The following is a 26,409-nucleotide window of genomic DNA, read 5'->3' on the forward strand; positions in this document are numbered from 1 at the left end:
GTGAAACGGAGCCCGGACCCGCCGCTTCAGCGCGGCGGATTGGCATTGGATTCGAGGTGTTTGTGTGACTGACCGGCTTCCAGCCACGGCGCGAACAGACGGGTCACCGGCGGCATGAACACGTAGACCACCGATACCACGATGGTCAGGGTGATCAGGAACGTGGCGACCACGTAGTTGGAGAGAAAGGCGTTGAGTTGCAGCAACGGCCCCCAGATCAGCGGCACCAGCAAGGTGTGCGGCAGGATCACCAGCAGCGTCACTACAGCCTGCTTCCAGCGCGGTGGCGGTGAGCCGGCCTCGGCCAGCGGCGTGAACCAGAATTCGTTGGCTGCGTTGACTTCGGTCTGATCGCCGTCGGCGAGCATCGGCGCGGCTTCATCGATCAGTTTCTGACGCTGTGGCGAGTCGAGCCAGCGCTGCATCGCGTCGGTCGAGCAATAACGCAGCACGCAGGTGAACAGCGCGAGACCGCCCTGCTGGCTGCGCATCACGTCCACGCCCAGATGCCCTTCTTCGCGCCCCGCCACGCTGACGATATTGCGCAGCCACGCTTCGTACGGCTGTTCGAAACCGGCCTTGACCCGGTGCTTGACGATGAGCGTCACGGTTTCTTCGGGTCCCGGTTTTTTCGGGGTCTGGGCATCAGGCATAACGGAGCACTCCGGGCAAACGAACATTGAGCGCCAGCCGTCCCGGCCCGGCGATCAAAACAGTGGTAAACAGGATCAACAGCAACCAGCCGAACTGCCCTTCGGCCACACTCCATTGCGGATGCACAAGCAGCAGCGCCACCAGCAGCACAAAGAGAATAGGCAAGCACGCCAGACGCGCCAGCACCCCGGCGACGATCAGCAGCGGACAGAGGACTTCGGCGAAGATCGCCAGAATCAAGGTGAGGTGAGCACCGAGGTGGAACGGGTCTTCGATTTGTTGCAACTGCGCGGTGAAGTCCAGCAGCTTGGGCAAGCCGTGGACGAACAGCAGAAACAACCCGCCGGTCACCCGCAGGAACAGCAGGCCGAGATCTTGCGCCTGGTCATTGCGTTGTACAGCGTTCATGGGCCCACCCTTGATTAATCATTGCAGGCCATGGTGCAGCGATTGATCGGGGGGAAATTGGATGGGTGTGCTCTCTTTTTGAGACCACCGTCGATCGTTCCCACTCTGCGTGGGAATGCCTCAATGGAGGCTCTGCGTCCGCTCTTTGGGACGCGGAGCGTCCCGGGCTGCATTCCCACGCAGAGCGTGGGAACGATCAGGTGAGCAGTCGATCAGTCGATCAGTCGATCAGTCGATCAAGCTACAGCGGGCGCCTCAGCCTTCAGTTCCAGATTATCCAGCACTCGATTCACCGCCAGCTCCCCCAGCATGATCAATTGCGCAATCCCCAACAGCACATGCCGCTGCGGGCCGTCCACCAGCCCGGCGAAGTCATTGGCCATGACCTTGGCCGAGGTCAGGGTTTCGCAGGCGTCGGCCAGCAGTTCTTCGCTGTCGATGCCGGGGGCGATGAGGTAGCGGGTGTTGGGTTTGAGCAGCGGTTTTCTGGGGAGCAGCGGATTGAGGTAGTGGTCGAGGGCGCGCTCGGCGGCTTCGTGGAATTTCTTGGAATCGAGGGTTTCGTAGGGCGAAGTGGGGTCGGTTTCAGGCGGGTTTGGCGTTGGTTTGATCATGGATAAAGCCTCTAGAGTAGTGGAGGCGCCACGCTTCGCTGCTAAACGAAAGAGGTGGCGGCCGTACGCGGGTTAGCAGACCAGGACTCTAGAACCCGGCGCACCGAAGTGCCCCACGCAAAGCCGCCATAACGTGGACGGTCAGGCGTAAGCCTGATCACGAACGAAGGGCATTGTGCGTCTAGAGTAGATCCGGGCTGCTAAACCCGATCGCTGTTTTTCAGCGACCGGCGAACAATAGAACCCGCCCCAGAGGCGCACAAGCCGGCGGATTCTGGCGTACACGTAGGCAAAGGCGCAAGGCGTTGTGGCTTACCGGAAGTAACCTTAAACGCCTTTCAACACCGTGCTAAACCGCCGGAATATCCAGCGTCACCGACATGAACTGACTGATCCGCGAACGCAGCCATTTCTCTGCCGGGTCGTTGTCATGCACCCCGCTCCACGCCATCGATAGTTGCGCCGCATCAATCGGGAACGGCGGATCTTCAGCCCGCAACGCACACCCTTCGACCAATGCACACGCCGCATAATCCGGCACGGTCGCGATCATCTCGGTGCCGGCCAGCAGCGCGCGCAGGCCACTGAACTGAGGTACACCGAGCACCACGCGGCGGCTGCGGCCGACCTTGGCCAGGTCCATATCGATATTGCCGCTCAGGTCTCCGGAGAACGACACCATCGCGTGCGGGCGCTCGCAGTATTCGTCAAGCGTGAGCGGGCCCGGGCGGTTGTCGCCGCGCAGGACCTTGCAGGGAATGTCGCGCAGTTTCTTGCGCTTGGCGTTGGCCGGCAGATCGGTGGTGTAACTGACGCCGACGGAGATCTCCCCCGATGCCAGCAACCCCGGCATCAGCAGGTAATTGGCGCGACGTACCACCACGACAATCCCCGGCGCTTCTTCCTGCAATTGGCGCAGCAGCGGCGGGAACAGACCGAATTCGGCATCGTCCGACAAGCCGATGCGAAACACGTCGCAACTGGTCGCCGGATCGAATTCCTTGGCCCGGCTGACCGCGCCGGAAATCACGTCCATCGCCGGTTGCAGCTCCTGGAGAATCGCCAGCGCCCGCGCCGTCGGCTCCATCCCCCGGCCATTGCGCAGCAACAGCGGATCATCGAACAGATCGCGCAGACGCCCCAGCGCGGCGCTCACCGCCGGTTGGCCCATGAACAGTTTTTCGGCGACGCGGGTCAGGTTCTTTTCGAACATCAGCGCTTCGAAAATCACCAGCAGGTTCATGTCGACGCGGCGCAGATCGTTACGGTTCATGGGGCACGTTTTCCTTGTTTTAGCCTGACGTGAAAGGTGGAACTTTACTCGATCAGCGGCACTTTGGCCGCGCGTTTGTAGGGGCCGTATTCGACCGGCACCCACTGGAAGTGCTTGTCGACCGCCGTGATGTGGCCGATGCCCGGGAATGGCAAGTGCGCGGCCGTGACCCAGGTCTTGCTGGCCGCCGCTGCACTGAACACGGCGTTACGACTCTTGATCGCCTGCTGACCGTTGACGTCGAAGCGGATCGACACCTCCGGATGATCGAACTGCACCGCCAGGTTATGCACAAGATCGCCCATGAACACGATGCTCTGGTTCTGCGAAGTGAAGCGGTAGGTGGTGCTGCCCGGCGTGTGCCCGGCTTCCAGTGTGGCTTCGACCACACCCGGCAAAGGCGACTGGCCCTCTGCGAACGTCTTGAAGCGCCCGGCCGCCACGTAAGGCGCAGTGGAATCCTGGGCGATCTTGAAAAACTCCCGGGCACCGGCCGGCGCCTTGGCCTCGGCCTGCGGATCGAGCCAGTAATCGGCTTCGGCCTTGGCTGCATAAACCGTGGCATTGGCAAAGATCGGCCGTTGTTGGCCGTCGACCAGCCCACAGACGTGATCCAGGTGCAGGTGCGTCAGCAGAATCGCGTCGACCTGCTCAGGCTTGTAACCCGCTGCCTGCATGTTCGCCGAGAGCTGGCCGGCGGTGGCGCCGATGCACTGGCCCGCGCCGGTATCCACCAGAATCAGTTGTTTACCGGTGTTGACCAGGAAAGCATTGAACGCGGTCTGCACGCCCGGCGTTTCAATCGAACGCCGGGCCAGCAGCGCGCGAATCTGGCTTTGACTCATGCCCTGCAACAGCTTCGGTGACAAATCGTTGTAGCCGTCGAACAGCGCCGTCACCTCGTAATCGCCCAGCGCCAGCCGGAAATAACCCGGCGCCTGCGTGCCGACCTGCGGTGCCTGCGCCATGGCGCTGGACATCACACCGACCAACGCCAGGCCGATTACGCCGCGTACCAAATCTTTCATATGCATCCCCTCGCCCGAGCCCGAGCCCGAGCCCGATTCTGCGGCCCCTTATGGCCCGCCCCCAATCGTCGCCATCCTGCCCGGTTCCCGTCATGGGGACTTGCAGCGGTGTGCTGAGTTGCAGCCGACGGTGGAATTAACAACGTTTAACTCGTCAGCACCCGCCCCTCGCCAAACAATGAATCCCTCTGCGCAGCGTTGTTTTTTTGACCTGAGGGAAAGCGCTGACCGTGCGTTCCCCACCGACACGGACCTTGGCCATGGCTCACTCACAGCAAACCGTCGCCCTCGCCCCTGCCAGCGAACCCCGCAAGCCCAGCACCGGCGGCCTCAGCCCGCAACGGGAACGGCTGGTGAAACAGCTGATTCTCGAACGCCTCGGCGACAGCCTTGAAGTCACCGAACTGGCCAACGCCTGCGCACTCTCGCGCAGCCATTTTTCCCGGGCGTTCAAATGCAGCACAGGGTACTCGCCGCAAGACTGGATCCGCACCCAGCGCATTGCCCGAGCCAAGCAGTTGATCCAACACACCAACCACAGCCTCACGCAGATCAGCCTGGAGTGCGGCTTTTGCGATCAGGCGCACTTCTGCCACATCTTCACCCGCAGCGAAGGGATCAACCCGTTTGCGTGGCGTTGTCAGGTCATGAAAAACCGCTGAGGCGGTTTCACTCTCGAGCCATCCGCTGGGCCAGTCGCGCCACCCGCTCGCCCAGGTGCGCAGCGGTCTGTTGGTCTTCCAGCGGCGGCGCCTGCTCGGGCGGTTGCTCGACACAGGACTGGGACATGGCGCCGAGGGAGCTGCCGAGGCGATTCAATTGCCCGTCGAAAACACCTGCGCACGCACGCGCCGGTAACAGATCGAGCCCGACCCAGATCATCGAATGCTGGGCCGCAAACACCGCCATTTGCAGCAAGGTATTGAGCTTGTCGCCGCACAGGCTGCCGGAATTGGTGAAGCCCGCCGCGAGTTTGTCGCGCCACGGCCGGGCGAGGTAGAACGAGGCCGTGGCCTCCATGAATTGCTTGAACGCCGCCGAAGCGCTGCCCATGTAGGTCGGCGCACCGAAGATGATGGCGTCGGCGCGATGCAGGTCATCCCAGTGGGCTTCCACGTCTTCCACGGCCAGCAACAGGCAGGTGCTGCCCATGTGGCGCTCCACACCTTGGGCCACAGCCTGGGCAATGACGCGGGTGTGCCCGTAGCCACTGTGATAAACCACTACTACCTTGCTCATCGCAGCGTCCTCCGGACGTATGCATTCCATTGCCGTGGAGTTTTGGCTCTGAAGCCGACGCGGACGAGTTAATCGTTGTTAATTTTCCCCGGCTATCGGGCAAAACGGCACGGGTTCCGGCCTTTGAATACAGTGGTGACGGTACTGGATGCCGAGTGATGCAAAGGCCCGAGTCCTTCGCGAAAGTTGCGCTGGCGTCAAATCCTGAGGAATATGCTCGGATACTGCGGATCAGACGGCTTGCGTGCCCCTCAAGCCTCTATTCGCCCTGTCCGTCACGGATTCTTCACCCTGACGGATCAGGATCATAAAAAGCGTCGAAGGAGTGAGCGGTTGAGTCTTTCCCCGAATCAGGCCATCGGTTTCGGCCCCTATCGGATCCACCCCGGCCAGCGGCTGGTGCTTGAAGGCGACCAGCCTTTGCGCCTGGGCCGGCGCGCCATGGACATTCTGCTGATCCTGCTGGCCCATGCCGGCGAGGTCGTGAGCAAGCAACAGTTGATCGCCGGAGTCTGGCCCGACAGCGTGGTGGAAGACATCAATCTGCGGGTGCACATGGCCGCGCTGCGCAAGGCCCTCGGCGACGGTCAGGCCGGGCAGCGCTACATCGTCACGGTGGCGCAGCGCGGATACAGTTTCGTCGCGCCGGTCGTGCTGCAATCCATCGAACAACGCCCCGCCGCCGCCCATCTCGGTCGACATAACCTGCCATTGCGGCGCACGCGGATGATCGGGCGCCAGTCGGTGGTCGACAGCCTGATGACGCAACTGCCGCGCCAGCGCTGCATCACCCTGGTCGGCCCCGGCGGCATCGGCAAGACCACCGTGGCCCTGCGTGTCGCCGAGCAACTGATCGGCCGTTATCGCGACGGTATTCGTCTGCTGGATCTGGCCCCGCTCAAACATCCGGGCTCGATCTGCTCGCACCTCGCCGCCCTGCTGGACCTTTCGCTGCACGACAGTGAACCGATGGCCTGCCTGATCAACAGCCTGCGCGAGCGGCAGATGCTGCTGGTGATCGATAACTGCGAGCACTTGATCGACGCCGTGGCGATGCTGAGTGAAAACATTCTGCGCGGCGCACCGCAGGTGCACATTCTGGCCACCAGCCGCGAAAGCCTGCGTGCCGAGGGCGAGTATGTGCAGCGCCTGGAATCCCTCGACTGCCCGCCGCCGATTGCGGTGCTGGACCGCGATCAGGCGATGGAATTCTCCGCGCTGCAGCTGTTCGTCGAACGGGCGATGGCGGCCCACGAACATTTTGAGCCGGGCAACGCTGATCTGCCCTTGATCATCGACATCTGTCGCCGACTGGACGGCATCCCGCTGGCACTGGAACTGGCCGCTGCGCAGGTGGCGGGCCTCGGGCTGGAGGGTTTGCTGAGTCAACTTCAGGGACGCTTGCCGGCGGGCAATCAGACTCGTCTGGGTCGGCATGAAACCCTGCGCGCTACGCTGGACTGGAGCTTCAACCTGCTCAACAGCTGCGAACAGACCGGTCTGCGCCGATTGGGGGTGTTTCGTGGTGCGTTCACGCTGGAGTCCGCGGCGGCGGTCATCGTCGGTCAGCACATCGAGCCGAACGAAGTCTTCGCTTCGATCACGCAACTGGTCGCCAAGTCGCTGCTCAACGTCGAGGTTGGCGATGAAGAAGTGTTCTATCGCCTGCTCGACACCACTCGCCGCTATGCGCTGGAAAAACTCGACCAGGCCGCCGAACTCGGCGAAACCCGCGAACGCCATGCCGAACGCAGCCTGGCGCTGATGTATCAGGCCCAGGCCGATTGGGAGAACACGGCGACTGAAGTCTGGATCGAGCGTTACGCCCGTGGCCTTGAAGACTTGCGGGCGGCCCTTGAGTGGACACTGAATGACGAAGGCTCGCGCGCGCTCGGCGTTCGACTGACGGCGACCTCGGCGCCGTTGTGGCAGGAACTGTCCTTGCTCAAGGAGTACGGCGTTCATGTACGACGGGCACTGGCGCTGCTGGCTTCATCCGACGAGCCCTGCCCGCGACTGGAAATCGCCTTGAAACTGGCCCTGGGCAGCGCGTGTTACCACACCTGGGGCGGCACGCCGGAAACCATCGAGGCCTTCGTCAGCGCCCGGCTGCTGGCACAACAGCACGACGATATGGCCGGTCAGTTGCGCGCCGTGTCGGGACACATGGCGGTCAATCTCAGTTGCGGGCATTACCGGATGGCGCTGGAGCAGAGCGAGCAATTCGAAAGTCTCGGAGTGCACGGCGATGCGCAGCTGTCCCTGAGTACCCACCGCTTGCGGGTGCTCGCGCTGCATTACGCCGGCGATCAGCACCAGGCGCGAATCCACGCCGAGCAAGTCATTCAGCGCATGGCCCACAGCGGCCACCTCAACCGCTTCACTCACGGTTTCGGCGTGCAATACGACCAGAGCGTCGCTTCGCTGACCGTCCTTGCCCGTGTGCTGTGGCTGCAAGGTTTCCCCGAGCAAGCCTGGCATACAGCACGGCAGGCGCTGGACATCGCGGTGCAGATCAATCACGGCACCTCGATCTGCTACACCCTGGCACTCGCTTCGTGCCTGATCGCCCATTACAACGGAGATACACAGAACGCCCGGGCGCTGCTGCAACTGTTGCTCGAACAGGCGCAGAAGCATTCGGTGCTGCTGTTCTACACGTGGGCGCGGCAGTACGCACAGGTGATCGACGCCGACAAATCCCCCACCATCCCGCCCGCCGACAGCGGTCTGGTCAGGGAAATCATGGTCACGCTGGATCCGGGCTTCGTTGACGATGCCCTGCTTGAACGAGCACAAAGCGGCGCGGCCGGCTGGAGTACTGCGGAGATTTTGCGGGCCCGGGCCGAGCGATTGCTGGCCGCTGAATCGCCCTGTCATCACACGGTCGAAAGCGCCTTGCAGCAATCGCTCGAGATTGCCCGGACTCAAGGTGCCCTGGCCTGGGAGTTGCGCAGCGCGACTTCGCTGGCACAGTGGTGGCAGCGCCAGTCGCGTTATCGTGAGGCTATCGAATTGCTGGCGCCGGTCTACCAGCGCTTCACCGAAGGCTATGCCACCCCGGACTTGCGCAAAGTGCGCTTACTGCTCGACGAACTGCGCGGTCAGTCGGCCGCTTGAGACGGGTCGGGTACGGCCCAGGTAACGCGCGTGCCGACGCTCGACATCATTGAGTTCGCCGCCCTGCTCCAGCTGTTCGCGGGCATAGCGGCGCGTGATGTTGAGCATTCGATAGCGCAGTGCTCCGCCGGACCGGTCCGTTGTCAGCAGCGATTTGGCCGCTAACTGTTCGACCACGCCCACCAGCGTCGAGGGCGGCAGTTGTGCGCAACTGATCACGCCGATGGCGGCATCCAGGGTGAATGCCATCTTGAACACCGACAACCGCTGCAGCACGCGCTGTTCCTGCTCGCTCAAGCGCTGACAGCTCCAGTCCAGCGCAGCCTTCATTGACTGGTGGCGCGGCACGGCGGTGCGGCGACCGTGACTCAGGACTTGCAGGCCTTGATCCAGTTGCGTCTGAAGGCCGACCAGCGCCAGCGCATCGATCTGCGCGGCTGCCAACTCGATCGCCAGCGGCAGACCGTCGAGCCGGCGACAGATATCGCGCACCGTTTCCAGATCCTGCTCACGCAGACTGAAGCCGTGTTGACGGGCGCGGGCACGACTGACAAACAGCTGCACCGCCGAATAGCCCATGACCTCGGCGACACTGTTGAGGGCCGAGGCTTTGGGAAGGGTCAGGGGCGGCAGTGGCTGCAGGACTTCCAGAGCGAGACGCAACGGCTCGCGGCTGGTGGCCAGGATCGACAGACGCGGCGCAGCATCAAGCAATGTTTGCAGCAGGCTCCGGCAGGCCTGGTGCAGGTGATCGCAGTTGTCCAGCACCAGCAAGGCATGGCGCGCTGCCAGAGTGGGGAAATCGAGGTCGAGGGTTTTCAGCAAGTGATCGAGGAGCGGGATGTTTTCATCGATCAGCGACAGATCCACCTGCCACACGCCGTCACGAAAATGTTGCAGCAGCAGTTCCGCTGCGCGCAGCGCTACGGTGCTCTTACCGACACCGGCAGGCCCCGTCACCGTCAGCAGCCGGGACAACGGCAGTTGCCGCACCAGACCGCCGACCAGTGAATCGCGCCCGGTGACCGGCGTCAGTCGTGCAGGCAAATTGTGCTGGGGCGCTTGCAGGTTTTCGAACACCACTTGGGTGACGCTGTCGCCCTGCACCGGAGCCACGAAGCTGTAGCCGCGTTGCGGCACATTGACGATGTAGCGCTGACCGTTTTCACCATCTCCGAGGGCCCGGCGCAGCGCGGCGATGTGTACCCGCAGGTTGATCTCCTCGACCACCGAGGTCGGCCACACCAGCGCGATCAATTGTTCTTTGCTGACCACCTGGCCGGCGCGCTCGACCAGCACTTGCAGAATGTCCAGCGCACGACCGCCCATGCGCAATTGCCGATCCCCTTCGAGGATCAGCCGTTGGCGCAAATGGAAGGCGTACGGCCCGAAACGCAGGACCGACGCCGAGTTCAATTCGTTGAGGCTGTTCATGTCCGTTATCTTCGCAGGCCTCGATGACGGTACAACCACCACGCGGGGTCCAGCACGGACATCCGGATGCCCGTAACGGACAGAACCGCTCTAGCTGAACTGTTCGCGATACTGCGTCGGGGTCAGCCCGAGCTTTTCGCCGAACAGAAAACGCATGTGCCGCACGCTGCCGAAACCGCTTTTGTAGGCCACGGTTTTCAGCGGCAGATCGCTGGTTTCCAACAGATTGCGTGCGCAATCGATGCGCGCACTTTGCAGGAATTCCATGGGCGTCATGTTGACCTCGCGAGCGAACACCCGGGCGAAGTGCCGTGCGCTCATGTTCGCAAGCCCTGCCATGCGCTCGACGGTGAAGGCTTCCTCCAGATGTTCCAGCACATGGTTCTGCACCCGGGTGATCGGGGTTTCCTGGGGTGCCACTGCCGCCATCAACGGGCTGAACTGCGCTTGCCCGCCCTGACGTTTCATGACGACCAGCAGCACCTTGGCCACGTCCTGGGCAATTTTTTTGCCATGATCGCGAGCGACCACCGCCAGCGCCATATCGATCCCGGCGGTGACACCTCCGGAGGTGATCAGGTTGCGATCCTCAATAAAAATCTGGTCGGTCGCGACGTTTGCCTTCGGAAAGCCCTTGATCAAGCGTTCGGTGTAATTCCAGTGAGTGGTCACACGATAGCCGTCGAGCAGTCCGGCATGGCCCAGCACGAAGGCGCCGGTACAGATCGAGCCATATTGCCCGGCGCGCGTGACCGCGCCTTGCAGCCAGGCGAGCAACGGCGGGTGTTTTTCGTTGTAGGCGCCGGGGCCGCCCGGTACCAGCAGCAAGTCATAGCGCTCATCGGCTTCGTCGATGTGCCGATCGGTGTGCACGAGCACGCCATTGGACGCACGCAACGGCCCGCGCTCGGTGCCCAGGGTGGTCAGGTGATAGTGGGATTGCGGTTTCAGGTAGCGGTTGGCAACCGAAAAGACTTCCAGCGGCCCGGCCATGTCGAGCAGCAGAAAATCGGGAAACAGCACCATGGCCACGGTCTTCATGGGGGTATCACCAAAATCCATGCAAAGTCATAAGTTCGCGCATTATGGCCGGAACAGGCGAAATCGTTGGAAAAGAATGCGTGATCCAGCCCACACAACTGTCAACCATAAAGGGACAGTATTTCAATTTTCATCTACTTATTGCATCGCAGGGTAACCAGTAACCTTCTCCTCACTCGGACGAATCAACGTCCTGAAAGGAGATTTCATCATGCTGACCCTTCGTAAAGCTTCCGACCGTGGTCTGGCCAATCATGGCTGGTTGAAGTCGTTCCACACCTTTTCCTTCGCCAGCTACCGTGACCCGCGTGAACAGGGCTTCTCCGACCTGCTGGTCATCAACGATGACCGCGTCGCCGCTGGCAAAGGCTTCGGCCAGCACCCACACCGTGACATGGAGATTTTTTCTTATGTGCTCGAAGGTGCGCTGGAACACAAGGACACCCTCGGCACCGGTTCGGTGATCCGCCCCGGCGATGTGCAACTGATGAGCGCCGGCAGCGGCGTGGCCCACAGCGAGTTCAACCACTCGGCAACCAAGCCGGTGCACTTTCTGCAGATCTGGATCGTGCCGGACGTCAGCGGCGCGAAACCGCGCTACCAGCAAGAGCACTTCAGCGAACAGAAAAAACGCGGTCGCCTGCAACTGATCATTTCGCCCGAAGGCAGTCACGGCTCGCTGAAAGTACGGCAGGATGCACGGGTGTATGCCGGGCTGTTCGATGGCCAGGAAAGCGCCACTCTCAAGCTGCCTGCCAACCGCTATGCCTATGTGCACGTTGCTCGCGGTAGCGTTGAACTGAACGGCATGCAGTTGAAGGAAGGCGACGGCGTAAGGGTTCGTGAAGAACAGGCACTGACCCTGAGCAATGGCCAGGATGCCGAAGTCCTGGTGTTTGATCTGCGCCCGCAGGAATTGCCGGAAATGCCATGAGGCGCAGGTTTCGGCGCCCACAAAAACGGCCTTCACTGAAGGCCGTTTTTTTATTGGCAGAACAACTACTCGTTTTCCAGCACAAACGCTTCGACAATGTGTTCGATCACCGCCCTGACCCGCGCGGTGTGGCGTAAATCCGCATGGGTCACCAGCCACACTTCATAAGGTAACGGCCGCGTACGTTCCGGCCACAGCCTGACCAGACCATCACGCTCGCCCATGTAGACCGGGATTTCTCCTACACCCAGACCGGCGGCAATCGAGCGCCGCACCAACAGACTGGAACTCAGACCGGCGACGATCCGCCCGCGAGTCATGGGCTCGGACACCAGGGTCAGATCCTTGTTGCCCTGCAGATACGGCTCGTAGACCACCAGATCGTGGCCCTCGAACGCACTGCCCGGTGCCGGTACGCCATGGCTGTCGACATAGGCCTGCGAGGCAAACAGCCCCACCGGCCAACGCGCGATGCGCCGGGCGATCAAGTCCGGATTGTCTGGACGGGTATTGCGCACAGCGATGTCCGCCTCACGTTTGGCCAGGCTGAGGATTTGCGTGGAGGCGTCCAGTTGCACGCGCACGTCCGGATGCTGTTCGTGCAACTGTGCCATCGCCGGGATCAGAAAGTCGATGGCCAGCGAATCGGTGGTGCTGACCCGCACGCTGCCGGTCAGGCGATCGTCCAGGCCCTGGATACGCCGCTCCAGTTCCAGCGCCGAATGCTCCATTTTTTCCACCGACTTGAGCGCCGCTTCGCCGACTGCCGTCAGTGCATAGCCCTCGGAGGTGCGCAGGAACAAGGTCGCGCCCAGCGACTTTTCCAGTGCCGTGATGCGTCGCCCGACCGTCGCCTGATCCACGCCCAGCACGCGCGCGGCGCCGCGCAATGTCGACTCGCGGCAGACCGCTAGAAACACCCTTGCATCATCCCAGTTCATACCGTTCTCCATTGATGCATAAACGCATCACAACCACGCAAACTCGCTGCATTAACGCAGCAACGATAGTCGATATGCTGTGCGTCATAAACCTTTCAAAGGATTGCGGTCATGCACACTTCAATTGCTTCGCCCGAACGTCCGGACACAAGTGTCTGGCTGGCGATCTTCGCCGGACTCTGCGCCAGCCTGGTCAGCATCGGTCTGGCGCGTTTCGCCTACACACCGCTGATCCCTTCACTGATTCAGGCGCAGTGGTTTTCCGCCCATGATGTGGTCTATCTCGGCGCGGCCAACCTGGTCGGTTACCTGATCGGCGCTCTCCTTGGCCGACCGCTGGCACGCCGGCTTACCCAGAGAAACGCTCTGCGCCTGATGATGCTAGCGGTGACCGTGGCGTTTTTCGCCTGTGCGTACCCCGTGTCGGTGAGTTGGTATTTCGGCTGGCGCCTGCTGTCGGGAATCGCGGGCGGCGCGATCATGGTGCTGGTGGCCGCGACCGTACTGCCCCATGTACCCGCCGCACGCAAAGGTCTGGCCAGTGGCGCGATTTTCCTCGGCATCGGTCTGGGCATCGCCGGCTCGGGGACGATTGTTCCGTTGCTGTTGGGGCTGGGCCTGCAAGCGACCTGGCTGGGCTTGGGCGCTCTGTCGCTCGCGCTGACGGCATTGAGCTGGTTCGGCTGGCCTTCGGAGCTGACCCACGCAACCACCGCAACGGCTCAGGTGGAACCGGTCGAGCCGACACCGCCTGCTGTTTATCTGCTGTTTGCCCAGTACGCATTCATGGCTGCCGGGCTGGTACCGGCCATGGTCTTTCTGGTGGATTACGTCGCCCGTGGACTGGGCGCCGGGGCGCACGTCGGCGCGCTGATCTGGGTCATGTACGGTCTGGGCGCCATCGTCGGCCCGGTGAGTTATGGCTTTCTCGCTGATCATCTCGGCGCGCGGACCGGCATTCGTCTGGTGCTGGTGGTGCAGGCGATCACCCTGGGTTTGCTGGCGGTTTCGCATTCGTTCCTGGCGTTGGCGCTGCTGGCGGTGGTCCTTGGTTCATTTCCACCGGGCATTGTGCCGCTGGCATTGGCTCGGGTGCATGAGCTGGTGCCGGATCACCATCGCCAACAGGTGGCGTGGAGCCGGGCCACGGTGTCGTTCGCCACGTTTCAGGCGCTGGCGGGCTTCGCCTATTCGGCGCTGTTCAACGCCACGGGCGGACAACATGCGCTGCTCTTCGTGATTGCCGGCGGTGCCATCGTGATCGCGCTGATACTTGAGCACGCCATGAAATTGCTGCCCTCCTCCGTCGAACAACGCTGCTGCGCCGAATGACGGGAATCATTGCGCCCTGACTGCGTTCCCATCTACTGATCACTTTTTCAAGAGGAATCGAAAATGACGTTGCCCAATGAAATGACCCGAATCGAAATCACCGAACCGGGTGGGCCCGAGGTTCTGCAATCCCGACGCGTCGCGCTCCCGGTTGCCGCAGAAGGCGAAGTTCTGATCCGCGTGCACGCCGCCGGCGTCAATCGCCCGGACGCCCTGCAACGCGCCGGCAAATACCCGATGAAGCCCGGCATGAACCCGATTCCGGGCCTTGAAGTGGCCGGCGAGGTGGTGGCGATTGGCAGCGGTGTCAGCACATTCGCGGTGGGTGACCGGGTGTGTGCGCTGACCAATGGCGGCGGTTACGCCGAATACTGCACAGTCCCGGCCGGCCAGGCCCTGCCGATTCCCGAAGGGCTGGACTGGATTCAGGCTGCGGCTATTCCTGAAACCTTTTTCACGGTGTGGGCCAACCTGTTCGGCCTCGGCGGCGCCAGCCGTGGTCAGCGCGCCTTGATCCACGGCGGCACCAGCGGCATCGGCACCACCGCGCTCATGCTGTGCCGCGAGTTTGGCATTGAAGCTTTCGCCACCGCCGGCAGCGCCGACAAATGTGCAGCGATCCGCAATCTGGGCGGCGACGCGATCAACTACCGGGAACAGGAGTTCGCCGCGGTCATCGCCGAGAAAACCGCCGGCCAGGGCGTGAATGTGATCCTCGACATCATGGGCGGCTCTTACCTCAACGGGAACATCAGCGCATTGGGCATGGATGGGCGGTTGGTGATGCTCGGGTTTCTCGGTGGCGCGCGGGCCAATGACATTGACCTGCTGGCGATCCTCGGCAAGCGCGCGGTGGTCACCGGTTCCCTGCTTCGCGCACGTACCTCGGCGGAAAAGGCCGCCATCGCCGATCAATTGCGCGAACACGTCTGGCCGGTGCTGGCCGCCGGACGCTGCCTGCCGATCATCGACAAGGTCTACCCGCTCGCCGACGCAGCCAAGGCCCATGCGCACATGGAAGCGGGCGACCACATCGGCAAGATCGTGCTGAAGATCGACTGAGCCGTTGCAGCATTTTGTAATCGTTGCAGGCGTGCGGTGGTCGAAAATGTCACGCGCGGGTCAAGGCATCTGGTAAAAAGCGTTCTTTGTCCGCGCTGTGGTGAAACGTTTAATGTTCCTGGCCTTCATGACCCGACTTCGACGCCGCCGTCTGGCGTTCGCCTGCATGGCTGCCCTGATCATCGGCGTGCCGGCGAGTTGTGCCGTGCTGGAACACACCGAACGCAAGCTGTTGTTTCGCATCGAACCGGGCACCGCCGGCTGGTATCACGGATTGCCCGGCAGCGTGCAGGAACTCGACCTGCAACCGAAAAGCTTCAAGGCCGGGCAAAACATTCACGCCTGGTGGTGGCCGGCAGAGCGCGCCGATGCACCGGCCATTCTTTATCTGCATGGCGTGCGCTGGAACCTCACCGGGCAACTGTTCCGTATCGAGCAATTGCGCGCGGCAGGTTATTCGGTACTGGCCATCGACTATCGCGGCTTCGGCCAGAGCCACGGCGATCTGCCGTCGGAAAGCACGGTGTACGAAGATGCGCGGGTGGCCTGGGAACGCTTCCAGCTGTTGCAACCCGATCCGAACAAACGCCTGATCTACGGGCATTCATTGGGTGGCGCGGTCGCCATCGATCTGGCTGCCGAACTCGGTCGCGACGCCACCAGAAACCACACCCCACTGCCGGTGCGCGGACTGGTTATCGAATCCACCTTCACTTCATTGGCGGATGTTGCGGAAGCCGTGGCCAACACCTCCCTTCCAGTCCGCTGGTTGCTGTCGCAGAAATTCGATTCCATCGACAAGATCGCCGAGATCCACATGCCGTTGCTGGTGGTACACGGCCTGGCCGACGCATTCGTGCCGTCACGCTTCAGCGAACAACTGTTCGCCGCCGCCCGGCAGCCAAAACGCCTGTTGCTGGTGCCCGGCGCCACGCACAACAACAGCATGGCGCTGGGCGGACAGAATTATCGCAAGGCGATCGATGCGCTGATGCAAACCCGACCTGCCGCCCGGGTGGCGGGTGCTGCGGTGCAAAAGAATCCGCGCGATTCCTGACGTTCCTCCCCCGGAGACCATCGGTCACCCCGAAAGGAAATTCTTGCAGCATCGGCTGGCAATCCGGCGATCTGACGCTTTGCTGGATGGAGTCCATCCATGACGCTGCTTCGGCACACCCGGCCGCGCAGCGTTCCACTGCCTATTCGGGAGCACCCCCATGAAAATCAACCCGTACCTGATCTTCAACGGCGACTGCCGCGCAGCCTTCACGTTTTACGAGCAATGCCTGCAAGGCAAGCTCGAAGCGATGATGACCTTCGGCGAAACCCCAGCCGCTGAACATGTACCCAAAGAGCACCACAACCTGATCATCCACACTTGCCTGAAAGTCGGCGATCAGATGTTGATGGCCTCGGACACCACACCCGACCGCCCGACCCAGGGCATGAGCGGTTGCTCGATTTCGCTGAATGTCGACAGCATCGCCGAGGCCGAACGGGTGTTTAACGCCCTGGCCAGGGACGGTCGCGTCGACATGCCGCTGGAAGCCACCTTCTGGGCAGCGCGCTTCGGCATGCTGGTGGATCGTTTTGGTGTGTCGTGGATGGTCAATTGCGAAAGTGACAAGTGACGCTGTCATTGCACCGGACATGAAAAAGCCCGACCTCTTCAGGTCGGGCTTTTGCGTTCAACGCTGGGCCAGCTCGTGCCGGACACACTGCTCATAGTAGGTCTGCTTGACGGCCGCCGGCTTGAGCCGCGACGCGCTGTCGTAGGTCTGCTCGGTGATGCCCATGGCGGTCATGCGCATCCACGGTTGCTGAAACTTGCGCGCCTGCAAGCGCTTGCGCGCGCCATACAGGGAAATCCCTGACAGCTTCGATTGTTGCGCGCCGGCGGCGATGTCCGAACCCCAGGTACACGCGAAACGATGGCTCTTGCTCAGTTCCCTGGCCTGGGCCTCCACCGCGAACAGAGCGAGGGAAAGCGTTGCTACGGTGATGACAATCGTCCGCATATAGCCCACCTAACCTTTTGAAAAAAGGCGAGTTTGCCGGGACTTGAAACACTCGGGGGCCAGCAGTTTGCCGCCTATTGCTCCCGGGCGCGGACTTCAACCTTCAATCGGTCTGTGCCTTCTTCCCGGCACTGGATGACGATCGGGACAAAACGCTGGATTACCGAGATATTGCTGTGCAAATGCTCGGTCATCCTGGGGGTGGTAAACGATCCACCTCCGGCGAGCACCATCGGCAACAGCAGTTGATCAGCCAGATGCTCCGCTACCGCCGCACCGCTGTGCAACCAATCGGTCGCTTGATCGATCGCGGCGTCCGCAACCTTCTCCGAACGCAGTGAAGCCTGACCGAAAGCGCTGAAAACCTCCGTGACGTGTTCAAACGCATATTCCAGCAGCAACACGTTGCCCGGTCCGCAGGCCGGATCAAGGATGACGGCGTTCAATTCTGCTGACGCCATGTTCAAACGACGCGCCACCCGGTCAAGCTCGCGTATGCCGACGTTCGGTGCCAGCCCGGCCGTCAGCGCAAACGCCTGTTGCGAACGCGGCAGGCCGCGCTCACACAGGTGCAGTGCTGACAGTTTCGATGGTTGCACGCTGACGTCGACTTCACCGCCACCCGCCGGTACAAACCCGTGGCGCAGCAACGTCAGTTCAACCTCCGCGCCCATGCGTCGCAGCAACGGTAGCCAGCTGCGGCTGAGAAAATCGGTCGGGGGCGCCAGCGGATTATGCGTGCCGCCGCTGATCCGCACGCGGCTGGCTTGCGGCGCCAGTAACAAGGCGGGCAGCAAGGTTTGCAACACCAGGGTGCAACTGCCGGCGGTGCCAATGGCAAAGCGATAATCGCCGCCACGGATCGGCCCTGGCTCGAAGCTCAATGTCTGCGAACCCAGTTCAGCCCCCTGGACCTTCGCACCGCAGACCTGCGCCGCCGCCATCACGGCGGTCAGGTGCTGGCGCAACAGGCCGGGACGACTGCGCCGGGCCCGAATCCGCACTATTCGAAACGCCTGGCCCGTCACCATCGACAGACTCAGCGCACTGCGCAACACCTGGCCACCGCCGATCGCGCCGTCCAGTTCAATAACGTCCTGTTTCATTTTTTTCCTTAGGCGTACAGGCCAACGGTTTCCCGCAGGTATCGATCGAGCTGCCGCGAATCCTCCCGGGTTCTGGGCAATGTCGGCACCGCACGCTCAAGCTCCGCCTCGATGAACGCATGCAGCGCCGGACGACGAGGACCGTATGCGCTCTCATCGGCATTGCGCTTGAGCGCGAGCAGTTCATCAACTTCATCGAGCAAGGCTCGGTCATCGACGGTACTCAGCAGATCGCTGAACGTCATCGGCGGCCGACCTCGCCCCTGATCGATCCAGCGCACCGCCAGCAGCGGCCGCAGTACGTAAAAGTACTTTTTGAACCGCACGCTTTCGCCTTGCAGATAACCACGGAAGGTCTTCTTCGCCATCGACAGATAATGATTGCGCGCGGCTGGCGGGCTGTAGAACGCCTCGGCCAGTGCCCGCAGCTGAGAAACCGCTGCAGTCTCGCTGCGATAAACCAGCGGGGAGTCGAGCCATTCGAGCAAGGTCGGGTTGGATTTGCGCAACAGCCCGAGGGTCTTGCGCAACTCCCAGCCACTGACATCCAGCTCGTCATCCAGCGGGCGCTCGATCACATCACTTGGTGCATCGACCTGGACGAACCACTCCGGTTTCTCCACATAAACGAAGCGCACATCGTAATCACTGTCCGGCGAGGCAAAACCCCAGGCCCGGCTGCCCGATTCGCAGGCATACAGCACCGTGACATTGCGTTCGCGCTCTATGCGCGTCAGTTCTTCCAGTACCCGGGCACGCATGGTGTTGCACAGCGGGTGACGTTCTTCGAATTTCATGTCCTTTAATCCTTGTTCCGGCGTGCCTTGCGGCACGCGTTATCCCTTGACGCACACCACCTGACGCAGGGTGTGCAGCACTTCAACCAGCTCACGCTGGGCGTGCATGACTTTGTCGATGTCCTTGTAGGCCATCGGAATTTCATCGATCACCGCAGCGTCCTTGCGGCATTCAACGTGCGCGGTGGCGCGGATCTGGTCTTCGACGGTGAAGGTGTTTTTGGCCTTGGTTCGGCTCATGGTCCGGCCGGCACCGTGGCTGCAGGAGCAAAACGATTCTTCGTTGCCCAGACCGCGCACGATGAAACTCTTGGCGCCCATCGAACCGGGAATGATCCCCAACTCGCCCTTCTTCGCTGACACCGCGCCTTTGCGGGTGACCAGAATGTCCTCACCGAAATGCCGCTCTTTCTGCACGTAGTTGTGGTGGCAGTTCACTGCCTCCAGCGCCACTTCAAACGGTTTGCGGATAATCTGCCGCGTGGCCTGAATCACCGCTTGCATCATCAGCGCACGGTTCTGTTTGGCGAAATCCTGGGCCCAGCCCACGGCTTCGACGTAATCGTCGAAATGCCGACTGCCTTCTTCGAAGTACGCCAGATCACGATCCGGCAGGTTGGCGATGTGCTGACGCATATCCGCCTGGGCCATCTGGATGAACAGGTTGCCGATGGCGTTGCCGACACCGCGCGAGCCGCTGTGCAACATGAACCAGACCCGGTTGGCCTCGTCCAGGCACACTTCGATGAAGTGGTTACCGCTGCCCAGTGTTCCGAGATGCCCGCGGTTGTTGGTGTTGGCCAGTTTCGGGTACTTGTCGGTGATCGCCTTGAACCGTGGATTCAGCGCCGCCCAGGCCTGATCCGCCTGCTGCGGAATCTCGTCCCAGGCGCCTTTGTCGCGGCGCGAGCGGGTCGAACTGCGGCCATGGGGCACCGCTTGCTCGATGGCACTGCGCAGACCATGCAGGTTGTCCGGCAGATCGGCCGCCGTCAGCGAGGTTCGCGCGGCAATCATGCCGCAACCGATGTCCACCCCGACCGCAGCCGGGATGATCGCGCCGACCGTGGGAATCACGCTGCCGATGGTCGAGCCCTTGCCCAGATGGACGTCCGGCATGACCGCCAGATGCTTGAAGATGAAGGGCATCTTCGCCGTGTTCATCAACTGCTCGCGCGCTTCGTTTTCCACCGGGACGCCTTCGGTCCAGAGCTTGATCGGTTTGCCGTTGGCGACTTCCAGCAGTTGGTAAGTGTGTTCTTTCATCATCTCGATTCTTCAGGTAGTCCCACCGGCAGTCGCCGGCAGCTTCTAAAAAGGTGGCACGACAAAGGTTGATGACTGTTGCGCGTTGCCGCGCACCGGGGTTAGCCGGCCTCAGATGTACAGCCATCGGCATTCGTGCCGTCACGCGCACTGACAAGGGTTTGGTGAGACGTCTTGGATGTAGTCCCACCGGCATTCAGTGCCCGTGACAAATCAATTCTTTGGGCGGCTCATCGCCTCACCCCATGCGTTCAATCGCTTCGACCCAGTGCTGCGGCCCATATCGGCCGGCAGTGAACTGTTCGATCACATCAAACACCGCGTCACTGAAACCGCCGACATTCAGGATGTCGTCACGATCCGCCGCCGGTGTCGCCCAGCCCGGTTGCAGGTCAATGCAGACCAGACGTGCCTGGGGGTTGATCCGCTTTATCCGCTCCCATTGCAGCATCGTCTCGCTGGCGCCCTGGCGTCGCGCATCGATCCAGGATTCGTTGTCCGACACCATGATCAGCGTATCGACCCTGGCCTTGCTGTCCGCCAGTTTCTTCAACGGCGCCGAGCAGCAGGTTCCGCCGCCGAAAATGCCCGCAAGCTTTTCGGCATTGCTGATCACACTGTCGCGCGGGTTGAGGGTGATATCCACCACCTTCCATTCGAACGGCATCACCCGCGCCGTCGGTTGTTTGCGCAACACCGCCGCCGTAATCAGCGCCGCCACATCGATGCAGCGCACCGCGGTGGTCGCGCCCTGACGATAACCGGTCAGCGGGCTCCCCATCGAGCCGGAAACATCCGGGCAAACCACCACCGCACCTTGCAGCGTCGGCACATTGGTCAATGACAGCTCCAGCGCATCCTGCAAAGCCTCGCGTATCAGCGCCGGCACGTCATCGCCGACCATCCGGTACGCCGCCAGCAACTGGTACGGATACACCCGCGCCTTCGCAACGGCTTCAGGATCCGCCAACCGCGCGGCCACGTATTCGGTGCAACCCGGTACTTCAAAAGCACCGTGGCGCGCCAGCGTATTGAGGTTGATGCGCAGGCCCTGCCACCCCATATTTCGTGCCTGAGCCGCCCATTGCTCCTTGCTCAATGTTTCGTTACCGAGCAATTGAAAAGGCACTTCAGGCAGTTGATCACTCGCACCGCTGCGAAAGGCCAGCAAATCGCGAGTCAGTGCGGGCAACGCCTGTGCATCCACCGGTTTGCCGATCACCCAGGCGAAAAACGCTTCGCGCCAGGCCTCGGACGGTTTTGGGTGAACCATCTTCAGCACATCTGCCAGCGAAGGCTGATTGCCGATCGATGCCTGCAAAAGCTGTCGCTCGGTCGCGCTGTTCAGCCAGTTCTGCACCAGACGCTTGGGTTGGGAGCCGAGGGAGCGGCGACCGGTGGCGCCACTGCGCAGGATCTGCACGAAATTGCGCAGCATCTTGCCGCTGTCCACGACCTGCCCGAACACCTCCGGCACCAGCGCCGAGCGCTGAGCCGCCAGCGCCGCCAGCAACAAGGCCGGCATGTCTTTCATATGGCCCTTCTGGCGAGCATAAAGAGCGGCATTCGCCACGAAGCGGCTGTCCAGCTCTGCCACCAGCTTCAACACCTGATCCAACTGACTTTGAGCGGATGCGTAAAAGGTCGAATTCAGGCAACCGGTGACTGCCAGCTGGGCCAGTTGATGCTTGGGCGTGTAGGCATAAGCCGCAGCCCCGGAAGCATTCAAGGTGTCGCACGCCGGCAGGTTTTTCGATTGCGTGTTGAAGAGGTTGAAGTTGGCCATCGTGGCGTCTCGCTGTGTTGTCCTGTTCGTTGGGACAGGTATTGCAGCCGCTGTGCCAGTTTTTGAAAGCGTTCGTTAATTATTTGTATCTATCTGATTTTAAAGGATTTTATTTTACAGCCGAGCATCTCTGAATTTTCGCCACGACAAATAACGACCTCGAACACTATCATTGGTTATCGTCATTTATCTTTCAGGATAATCAATGTCCAACAAGCGCACTGTCGCCATCGGTTTCATAGGCGCCACCCTCGATCGAGTAGGCAAAGGCGCCAACCGCTGGAACCATTGGCGGCCTAGCGTGGGCCTGTGCCAGCAGCCGGATGTCTTGATCCATCGACTGGAACTGATACACGGCACGGACGCCCGGGACGCGAGCCTGGCCGAACGCATTCGCGAGGACATCCGTCAGGTATCGCCGGACACAGAGGTACGCCTGCACCCGATGGCGTTGCGCAACCCCTGGGATTTCGAAGAGGTCTACGGCGCACTTCACGACTTCACCTCCGAATACACCTTCGATACAGAGCGTGAGGACTATCTGGTACACATCACCACGGGGACCCACGTCGCGCAGATCTGCTGGTTCTTGCTGACCGAGGCGCGCTATTTACCGGCACGCCTGATCCAGACGTCGCCCGCCCGCCGCAAAAACGAAGAAGAACCGGCCAGCGGCACCCACGCCCTGATCGACCTTGATCTGTCGCGCTACGACCGGATTGCCTCGCGCTTCACCCACAAACGTCTGGAAGGCCTGGAGTTTCTCAAGTCCGGCATCGCCACTCGCAACACCGCGTTCAACCGTTCCATCGAGCAGATCGAACGCGTGGCCGTGCGCTCCAAAGCGCCGATGCTGCTGATCGGCCCGACCGGCGCCGGCAAGTCCTTTCTCGCCCGACGCATTTACGAGCTCAAACGCAGTCGCCATCAAATGCAGGGACGTTTCGTTGAAGTCAACTGCGCCACCCTGCGTGGCGACGGGGCAATGTCCGCGCTGTTCGGCCACGTCAAAGGCGCCTTTACCGGCGCACAAAACGCCCGCGACGGCCTGCTGCGGGCCGCTGACGGCGGCATGTTGTTTCTCGACGAGATCGGCGAACTGGGGGCAGATGAACAAGCGATGCTGCTCAAGGCCATCGAAGAGAAGCGCTTCTTCCCGCTGGGCTCGGACAAGGAAGTCGACAGCGACTTCCTGATCATCGCCGGCACCCACCGCGACCTGCGCAGTCGCGTCGCCGAAGGTCTGTTCCGGGAAGATCTCTACGCACGGATCAACCTCTGGACGTTCGACCTGCCAGGCTTGGCCGGACGCCGCGAAGACATCGAACCCAATATCGATTTCGAGCTTGAACGTCACGCACGCGAATACGGCCAACTGGTGCGTTTCAATCTTGAAGCCCGACGGCGCTACCTGAGTTTCGCCAGCTCACGGGAGGCTGCGTGGCTGGGCAACTTCCGCGAACTCTCGGCCTCGATCACGCGCATGGCGACGCTGGCCGACAGCGGGCGAATCGATGAAGCGCAAGTGGAAGAGGAAATTGACCGGCTGCGGTATGCGTGGGGGCTGGCGCAACCGGCCAGTGCGACGACTGACCTGCCAGGCGATGCCGACACGCTGGATCTGTTCGATCGATTGCAATTGAAGGCGGTACTGGAGGTTTGCAAACAGGCAGACAGCTTGTCGGATGCCGGCAGGCGACTGTTCGGCGTGTCGCGACAGGCCAAGGCGCAGCCCAACGATGCGGACCGATTGAGGAAGTACCTCGGACGGTTCGGCATTGAATGGAGCCAGTTGCGAGAGCAGTGAAGCGCGGCCGCAATCAACTAAGCCGTTGAGATAAACTGCGCCACACCGCAATACAAACATCGAGCGAAGGACAGACACGGATGAGCTTACTGGAGTTTTTCTCAGACCTGCTATCACTGTGCAGCTTCGAGACGTCCGGCCAAAAGCCTCGCAGAGGCTTCACCCGCGGATTTGTCGTGACGTGCGTCTTTGTGGCGATCATCGAGCTGTTCTTGCTGAACCACATCTATAGCGGGCGTCCGTGAACGAATAGATACGAGTTCCCGCCCGTCAGTTGACCGGCACTTTACCTCGCGTCAGAACTTCCAACGTCTATCCACCTGACGCGGAAGCCCGACGATGAACAGAACCATTGCAGCCCTCATGCTTGGAAGTCTTTTATCTGCCACCGCACCGCTGGCGATGGCGGGAAGCACCGTTCCGCCTACGGGTATTCCAGGAGTCAACCAGGGAGGCACCGAATCCAAGGAAGACAAGGCCGACAAAAAGGGTGAAGAAGCGTCGGGGTCGAACTCCGGTGCAGAGTCCCATGAAACCGAGAAGGATGCGCAAACATCCAGCGGATCGAATGATAGGGTTAAAGAAAAGAAACTTTGAACGGTATTGCTGCATCAGTAGTTTTGCGCAGGCACAAAAAAGCCGATCTAGCTGATCGGCTCAAGTGTCTGATTTTACTCAGGAATTATGGTCGGGACGGAGTGATTCGAACACTCGACCCCTAGCACCCCATCTCCTTTTTTATACTTCTTGAAAGCTTCCAGAATTCTACTATGGATTTTCCTGAGCCAGTATTTGCTTGAGCTCCAGCGGTGTTCTGCTCTACGAGAGTCCAGTAACGTCCATCAAGAGCCGACGGTTTAGTGGGAGGAAAAGTAGGGGGAGCCATTTCATGTCCAAATCACCATCTGTAGTGACCGCGCTACCAAGCAAGTTCAAGCTACTGCAAAGCCTTTACCTGAAACGCTTTCCTAATCCCCAGCTTGAAGAAGCACCGCCGACAGTAGAGGCCGGATCTGCGGTCACCGCATCAGTGAGATTTGGATTGAACCTTGCCGTTCACCAAGGTCACCACCATATATACGTAAACCTCCGTCCCCCATGTATAAACTTGCACGTTGCCGCCACTGCCCGCCTCTTTACCGGGAATCTTGACGATGTCCAGCACCTGTTCATATGTCATGCCGGGCTTAATTGCAGCGTATTGTTGATCACTGATGTTGGGACGCTGGGCTCTTATCGTTTCAAGATCGGGAAAACCGGATTGATAGCTGACGTTGTTGCCGTTGCCAGAAATGACCGGGCTGTTGTTACCGCTAGAGCTGTGCGAAACCGCCTGGGTCGGCAGGACGAGCGCCGCCACTGATGCCAAGGCTCCCAATATGCCTGTGTACAAGCCAATTTGTTTCATGCTTGCCATTTCATTCCCTGGATTCTCAGATGATTCAGTTATGCGGTTACGACGAAGCGCTGAGCATCAAGGGCGGCAACGGCCGAGAATCCGGCGCCCTTCTTGAAGCTCATGTTATGGACGAAATTCTTCATCGCATCAGATGGGTCGATGGTTTCAAGGCTAAGTCCGTCAACGGTTGGCCTAGAGAACGCCGCACTCAAAATTGGCTGCTCCTCCATATGACCTGTCGAGCTGTTGAGCACATTGTCCAGAGCGGTGACGATGACCAGATCATCCGGCAGGATTGCCAACAACTCTCGACCTACTCGCAGGGCGCAGCTGCACACGTAGTCCTGGTGGAGCTCGTTGAACAGCCCAATAGGCATAGCTTTGGTCGACAGCTTGCCGCTTTTGAGTAGAGATTTGACTTCGGTCGGAATCACGTCGGAGCCATGGATAGCGAGCCTGGCTTCTAGGGCGCCACCTTCATGAACAATCATCTGAATGGCTGAGCCGAGGTGTGAGATTTCTGCAAACGACTCGAAAGCTTCGATGGCATCTAGCTTGGCCTGACGGTCACCATCAAGGATACGGATCGCAATGTCCCGCTCATCTGCCCACTCGGCATGGGCAGTCTTCCATTCATCAAGCTTAGCCTGATACTGCCTTTCATCCTCCGCCTGTGCGGCACCAATCTTGCCGAACAGGACTGCGCGTTGACGAGCCTCTAGCTTGAAGAGCCGAGCCCAGAAATTGGCGCGATATGTAGCGACCGCATGTGTGGCTTCTTGCTCAAGTGTACCGCTCTTCAGTGGCTGTCTAGGTTCGGGGTTGGAGAGAAGCCGCTTCCATTTCACAGGCTCGGCACACTCCTTGTGCATCGAAAGGAGGATATCTATGTGATTTTCGTACACATCGACTTCATACGCTGCTTGCTCCAGCGCTTCCATCTTTGCGTACTCTTTCTGTTGCTTCTCGAGCTCACGCTGCCGGCGATGAGCGTTGCGCTCTGCTCTCCGCGCAGACGCTTGCAGCGAACGTACAGTCCCTTTCCAGCCCATCACGACTCTCCATACCGTTAATGTGGTGGCACATTAGCATAGCCCGTAGCTCTGCCTGAATCACATGAGCTCCTGGAAATTGAAAATACAAGGGAACC

25 protein-coding genes are annotated in these 26,409 nt (G+C 60.9%); 9 read left to right on the forward strand and 16 right to left on the reverse strand.

Going from position 1 to position 26,409, the window contains the following annotated elements; translation table 11 throughout:
* Positions 1-26: 26 nt before the first annotated feature.
* The 5 genes from CAF77_RS15710 to CAF77_RS15730 all read right to left on the reverse strand — a co-directional run bounded on the left by CAF77_RS15710 (position 27) and on the right by CAF77_RS15730 (position 3,977).
* The gene (locus CAF77_RS15710; protein ID WP_085655184.1) at positions 27-653 is read right to left on the reverse strand and encodes an antibiotic biosynthesis monooxygenase; all 627 of its coding nucleotides are present in this window, start codon (positions 651-653) and stop codon (positions 27-29) included.
* Entirely contained in the window at positions 646-1,062 is a 417-nt protein-coding gene (locus CAF77_RS15715; protein ID WP_011333414.1) for a DoxX family protein, read from the reverse strand. Before CAF77_RS15715 ends, CAF77_RS15710 begins: the two co-directional genes overlap by 8 nt.
* Positions 1,063-1,298: 236 nt before the next feature.
* Positions 1,299-1,676: a DUF6124 family protein gene (locus CAF77_RS15720; protein ID WP_064378892.1), complete on the reverse strand. Its 378-nt coding sequence runs from the start codon at positions 1,674-1,676 to the stop codon at positions 1,299-1,301.
* Positions 1,677-2,025: 349 nt separating this feature from the next.
* On the reverse strand, positions 2,026-2,949 hold the full coding sequence (locus CAF77_RS15725; RefSeq protein WP_011333412.1) for a LysR family transcriptional regulator: 924 nt from the start codon (positions 2,947-2,949) through the stop codon (positions 2,026-2,028).
* Positions 2,950-2,993: 44 nt separating this feature from the next.
* Positions 2,994-3,977: an MBL fold metallo-hydrolase gene (locus CAF77_RS15730; protein ID WP_085655185.1), complete on the reverse strand. Its 984-nt coding sequence runs from the start codon at positions 3,975-3,977 to the stop codon at positions 2,994-2,996.
* Positions 3,978-4,237: 260 nt separating this feature from the next.
* Between CAF77_RS15730 and CAF77_RS15735 the strand changes: the two genes are divergently transcribed.
* Positions 4,238-4,639 carry a helix-turn-helix domain-containing protein gene (locus CAF77_RS15735; protein ID WP_064378890.1) on the forward strand — a complete coding sequence of 134 codons (402 nt, stop codon included), beginning with the start codon at positions 4,238-4,240 and terminating at the stop codon, positions 4,637-4,639.
* Positions 4,640-4,646: 7 nt separating this feature from the next.
* Here the strand turns inward: CAF77_RS15735 and CAF77_RS15740 are convergent, their stop codons facing one another.
* A complete protein-coding gene (locus tag CAF77_RS15740; protein ID WP_085655186.1) occupies positions 4,647-5,216 on the reverse strand; it encodes a flavodoxin family protein in 570 nt (189 codons plus the stop codon).
* A 333-nt stretch (positions 5,217-5,549) separates the two neighbouring features.
* On the opposite strand from CAF77_RS15740, the gene CAF77_RS15745 reads away from it, so the two are divergent.
* A complete protein-coding gene (locus CAF77_RS15745; protein WP_085655187.1) occupies positions 5,550-8,336 on the forward strand; it encodes a winged helix-turn-helix domain-containing protein in 2,787 nt (928 codons plus the stop codon).
* On the opposite strand, the gene CAF77_RS15750 is transcribed toward CAF77_RS15745, so the two are convergent.
* Both CAF77_RS15750 and CAF77_RS15755 read right to left on the reverse strand, forming a co-directional pair.
* On the reverse strand, positions 8,298-9,770 hold the full coding sequence (locus CAF77_RS15750) for a winged helix-turn-helix domain-containing protein (RefSeq protein ID WP_085655188.1): 1,473 nt from the start codon (positions 9,768-9,770) through the stop codon (positions 8,298-8,300). The two genes, CAF77_RS15745 and CAF77_RS15750, sit on opposite strands and share 39 nt — an antisense overlap.
* A 90-nt stretch (positions 9,771-9,860) precedes the next feature.
* Positions 9,861-10,811: a GlxA family transcriptional regulator gene (locus CAF77_RS15755; RefSeq protein ID WP_011333406.1), complete on the reverse strand. Its 951-nt coding sequence runs from the start codon at positions 10,809-10,811 to the stop codon at positions 9,861-9,863.
* Between the two features lie 211 nt (positions 10,812-11,022).
* Here CAF77_RS15755 and CAF77_RS15760 point away from each other — a divergent pair, with 211 nt between their 5' ends.
* On the forward strand, positions 11,023-11,745 hold the full coding sequence (locus CAF77_RS15760; protein WP_064378885.1) for a pirin family protein: 723 nt from the start codon (positions 11,023-11,025) through the stop codon (positions 11,743-11,745).
* A gap of 65 nt (positions 11,746-11,810) precedes the next feature.
* Here the strand turns inward: CAF77_RS15760 and CAF77_RS15765 are convergent, their stop codons facing one another.
* Positions 11,811-12,686 (reverse strand): LysR family transcriptional regulator, encoded by an 876-nt coding sequence (locus tag CAF77_RS15765; protein ID WP_085655189.1) that lies wholly within the window; start codon positions 12,684-12,686, stop codon positions 11,811-11,813.
* 111 nt (positions 12,687-12,797) lie between these two features.
* On the opposite strand from CAF77_RS15765, the gene CAF77_RS15770 reads away from it, so the two are divergent.
* From CAF77_RS15770 to CAF77_RS15785, 4 genes are all read left to right on the forward strand, one after another.
* Positions 12,798-14,018 carry a YbfB/YjiJ family MFS transporter gene (locus CAF77_RS15770; RefSeq protein ID WP_085655190.1) on the forward strand — a complete coding sequence of 407 codons (1,221 nt, stop codon included), beginning with the start codon at positions 12,798-12,800 and terminating at the stop codon, positions 14,016-14,018.
* 63 nt (positions 14,019-14,081) lie between these two features.
* Positions 14,082-15,080 (forward strand): NAD(P)H-quinone oxidoreductase, encoded by a 999-nt coding sequence (locus CAF77_RS15775; protein WP_085655191.1) that lies wholly within the window; start codon positions 14,082-14,084, stop codon positions 15,078-15,080.
* Between the two features lie 112 nt (positions 15,081-15,192).
* On the forward strand, positions 15,193-16,137 hold the full coding sequence (locus tag CAF77_RS15780; RefSeq protein WP_085655192.1) for an alpha/beta hydrolase: 945 nt from the start codon (positions 15,193-15,195) through the stop codon (positions 16,135-16,137).
* Positions 16,138-16,297: 160 nt separating this feature from the next.
* Entirely contained in the window at positions 16,298-16,711 is a 414-nt protein-coding gene (locus CAF77_RS15785) for a VOC family protein (protein WP_074687707.1), read from the forward strand.
* Positions 16,712-16,768: 57 nt separating this feature from the next.
* Here the strand turns inward: CAF77_RS15785 and CAF77_RS15790 are convergent, their stop codons facing one another.
* The 5 genes from CAF77_RS15790 to CAF77_RS15810 all read right to left on the reverse strand — a co-directional run bounded on the left by CAF77_RS15790 (position 16,769) and on the right by CAF77_RS15810 (position 22,053).
* Positions 16,769-17,098: a hypothetical protein gene (locus CAF77_RS15790; RefSeq protein ID WP_064378879.1), complete on the reverse strand. Its 330-nt coding sequence runs from the start codon at positions 17,096-17,098 to the stop codon at positions 16,769-16,771.
* Between the two features lie 74 nt (positions 17,099-17,172).
* Positions 17,173-18,204, reverse strand: coding sequence for an RNA 3'-terminal phosphate cyclase (gene rtcA, locus CAF77_RS15795; protein WP_085655193.1), 1,032 nt, complete (start codon positions 18,202-18,204; stop codon positions 17,173-17,175).
* A gap of 8 nt (positions 18,205-18,212) precedes the next feature.
* The gene (locus CAF77_RS15800) at positions 18,213-19,001 is read right to left on the reverse strand and encodes a nucleotidyltransferase domain-containing protein (RefSeq protein ID WP_064378877.1); all 789 of its coding nucleotides are present in this window, start codon (positions 18,999-19,001) and stop codon (positions 18,213-18,215) included.
* Between the two features lie 39 nt (positions 19,002-19,040).
* Positions 19,041-20,267: an RtcB family protein gene (locus tag CAF77_RS15805; RefSeq protein ID WP_041475522.1), complete on the reverse strand. Its 1,227-nt coding sequence runs from the start codon at positions 20,265-20,267 to the stop codon at positions 19,041-19,043.
* Positions 20,268-20,505: 238 nt separating this feature from the next.
* Positions 20,506-22,053, reverse strand: coding sequence for a TROVE domain-containing protein (locus CAF77_RS15810; protein WP_085655194.1), 1,548 nt, complete (start codon positions 22,051-22,053; stop codon positions 20,506-20,508).
* A gap of 205 nt (positions 22,054-22,258) precedes the next feature.
* Between CAF77_RS15810 and rtcR the strand changes: the two genes are divergently transcribed.
* Entirely contained in the window at positions 22,259-23,860 is a 1,602-nt protein-coding gene (rtcR, locus tag CAF77_RS15815) for an RNA repair transcriptional activator RtcR (RefSeq protein WP_064378875.1), read from the forward strand.
* Between the two features lie 339 nt (positions 23,861-24,199).
* Positions 24,200-24,457, forward strand: coding sequence for a hypothetical protein (locus tag CAF77_RS15820; RefSeq protein WP_085655195.1), 258 nt, complete (start codon positions 24,200-24,202; stop codon positions 24,455-24,457).
* 430 nt (positions 24,458-24,887) lie between these two features.
* Here the strand turns inward: CAF77_RS15820 and CAF77_RS15825 are convergent, their stop codons facing one another.
* The gene (locus CAF77_RS15825) at positions 24,888-25,268 is read right to left on the reverse strand and encodes a hypothetical protein (protein WP_085655196.1); all 381 of its coding nucleotides are present in this window, start codon (positions 25,266-25,268) and stop codon (positions 24,888-24,890) included.
* A gap of 38 nt (positions 25,269-25,306) precedes the next feature.
* Positions 25,307-26,311: a hypothetical protein gene (locus tag CAF77_RS15830; RefSeq protein ID WP_085655197.1), complete on the reverse strand. Its 1,005-nt coding sequence runs from the start codon at positions 26,309-26,311 to the stop codon at positions 25,307-25,309.
* Between the last annotated feature and the right edge of the window lie 98 nt (positions 26,312-26,409).

The sequence above is a fragment of the Pseudomonas sp. R15(2017) genome, assembly GCF_002112685.1.
GTDB classification, from domain to species: Bacteria; Pseudomonadota; Gammaproteobacteria; order Pseudomonadales; family Pseudomonadaceae; genus Aquipseudomonas; species Aquipseudomonas glycinae.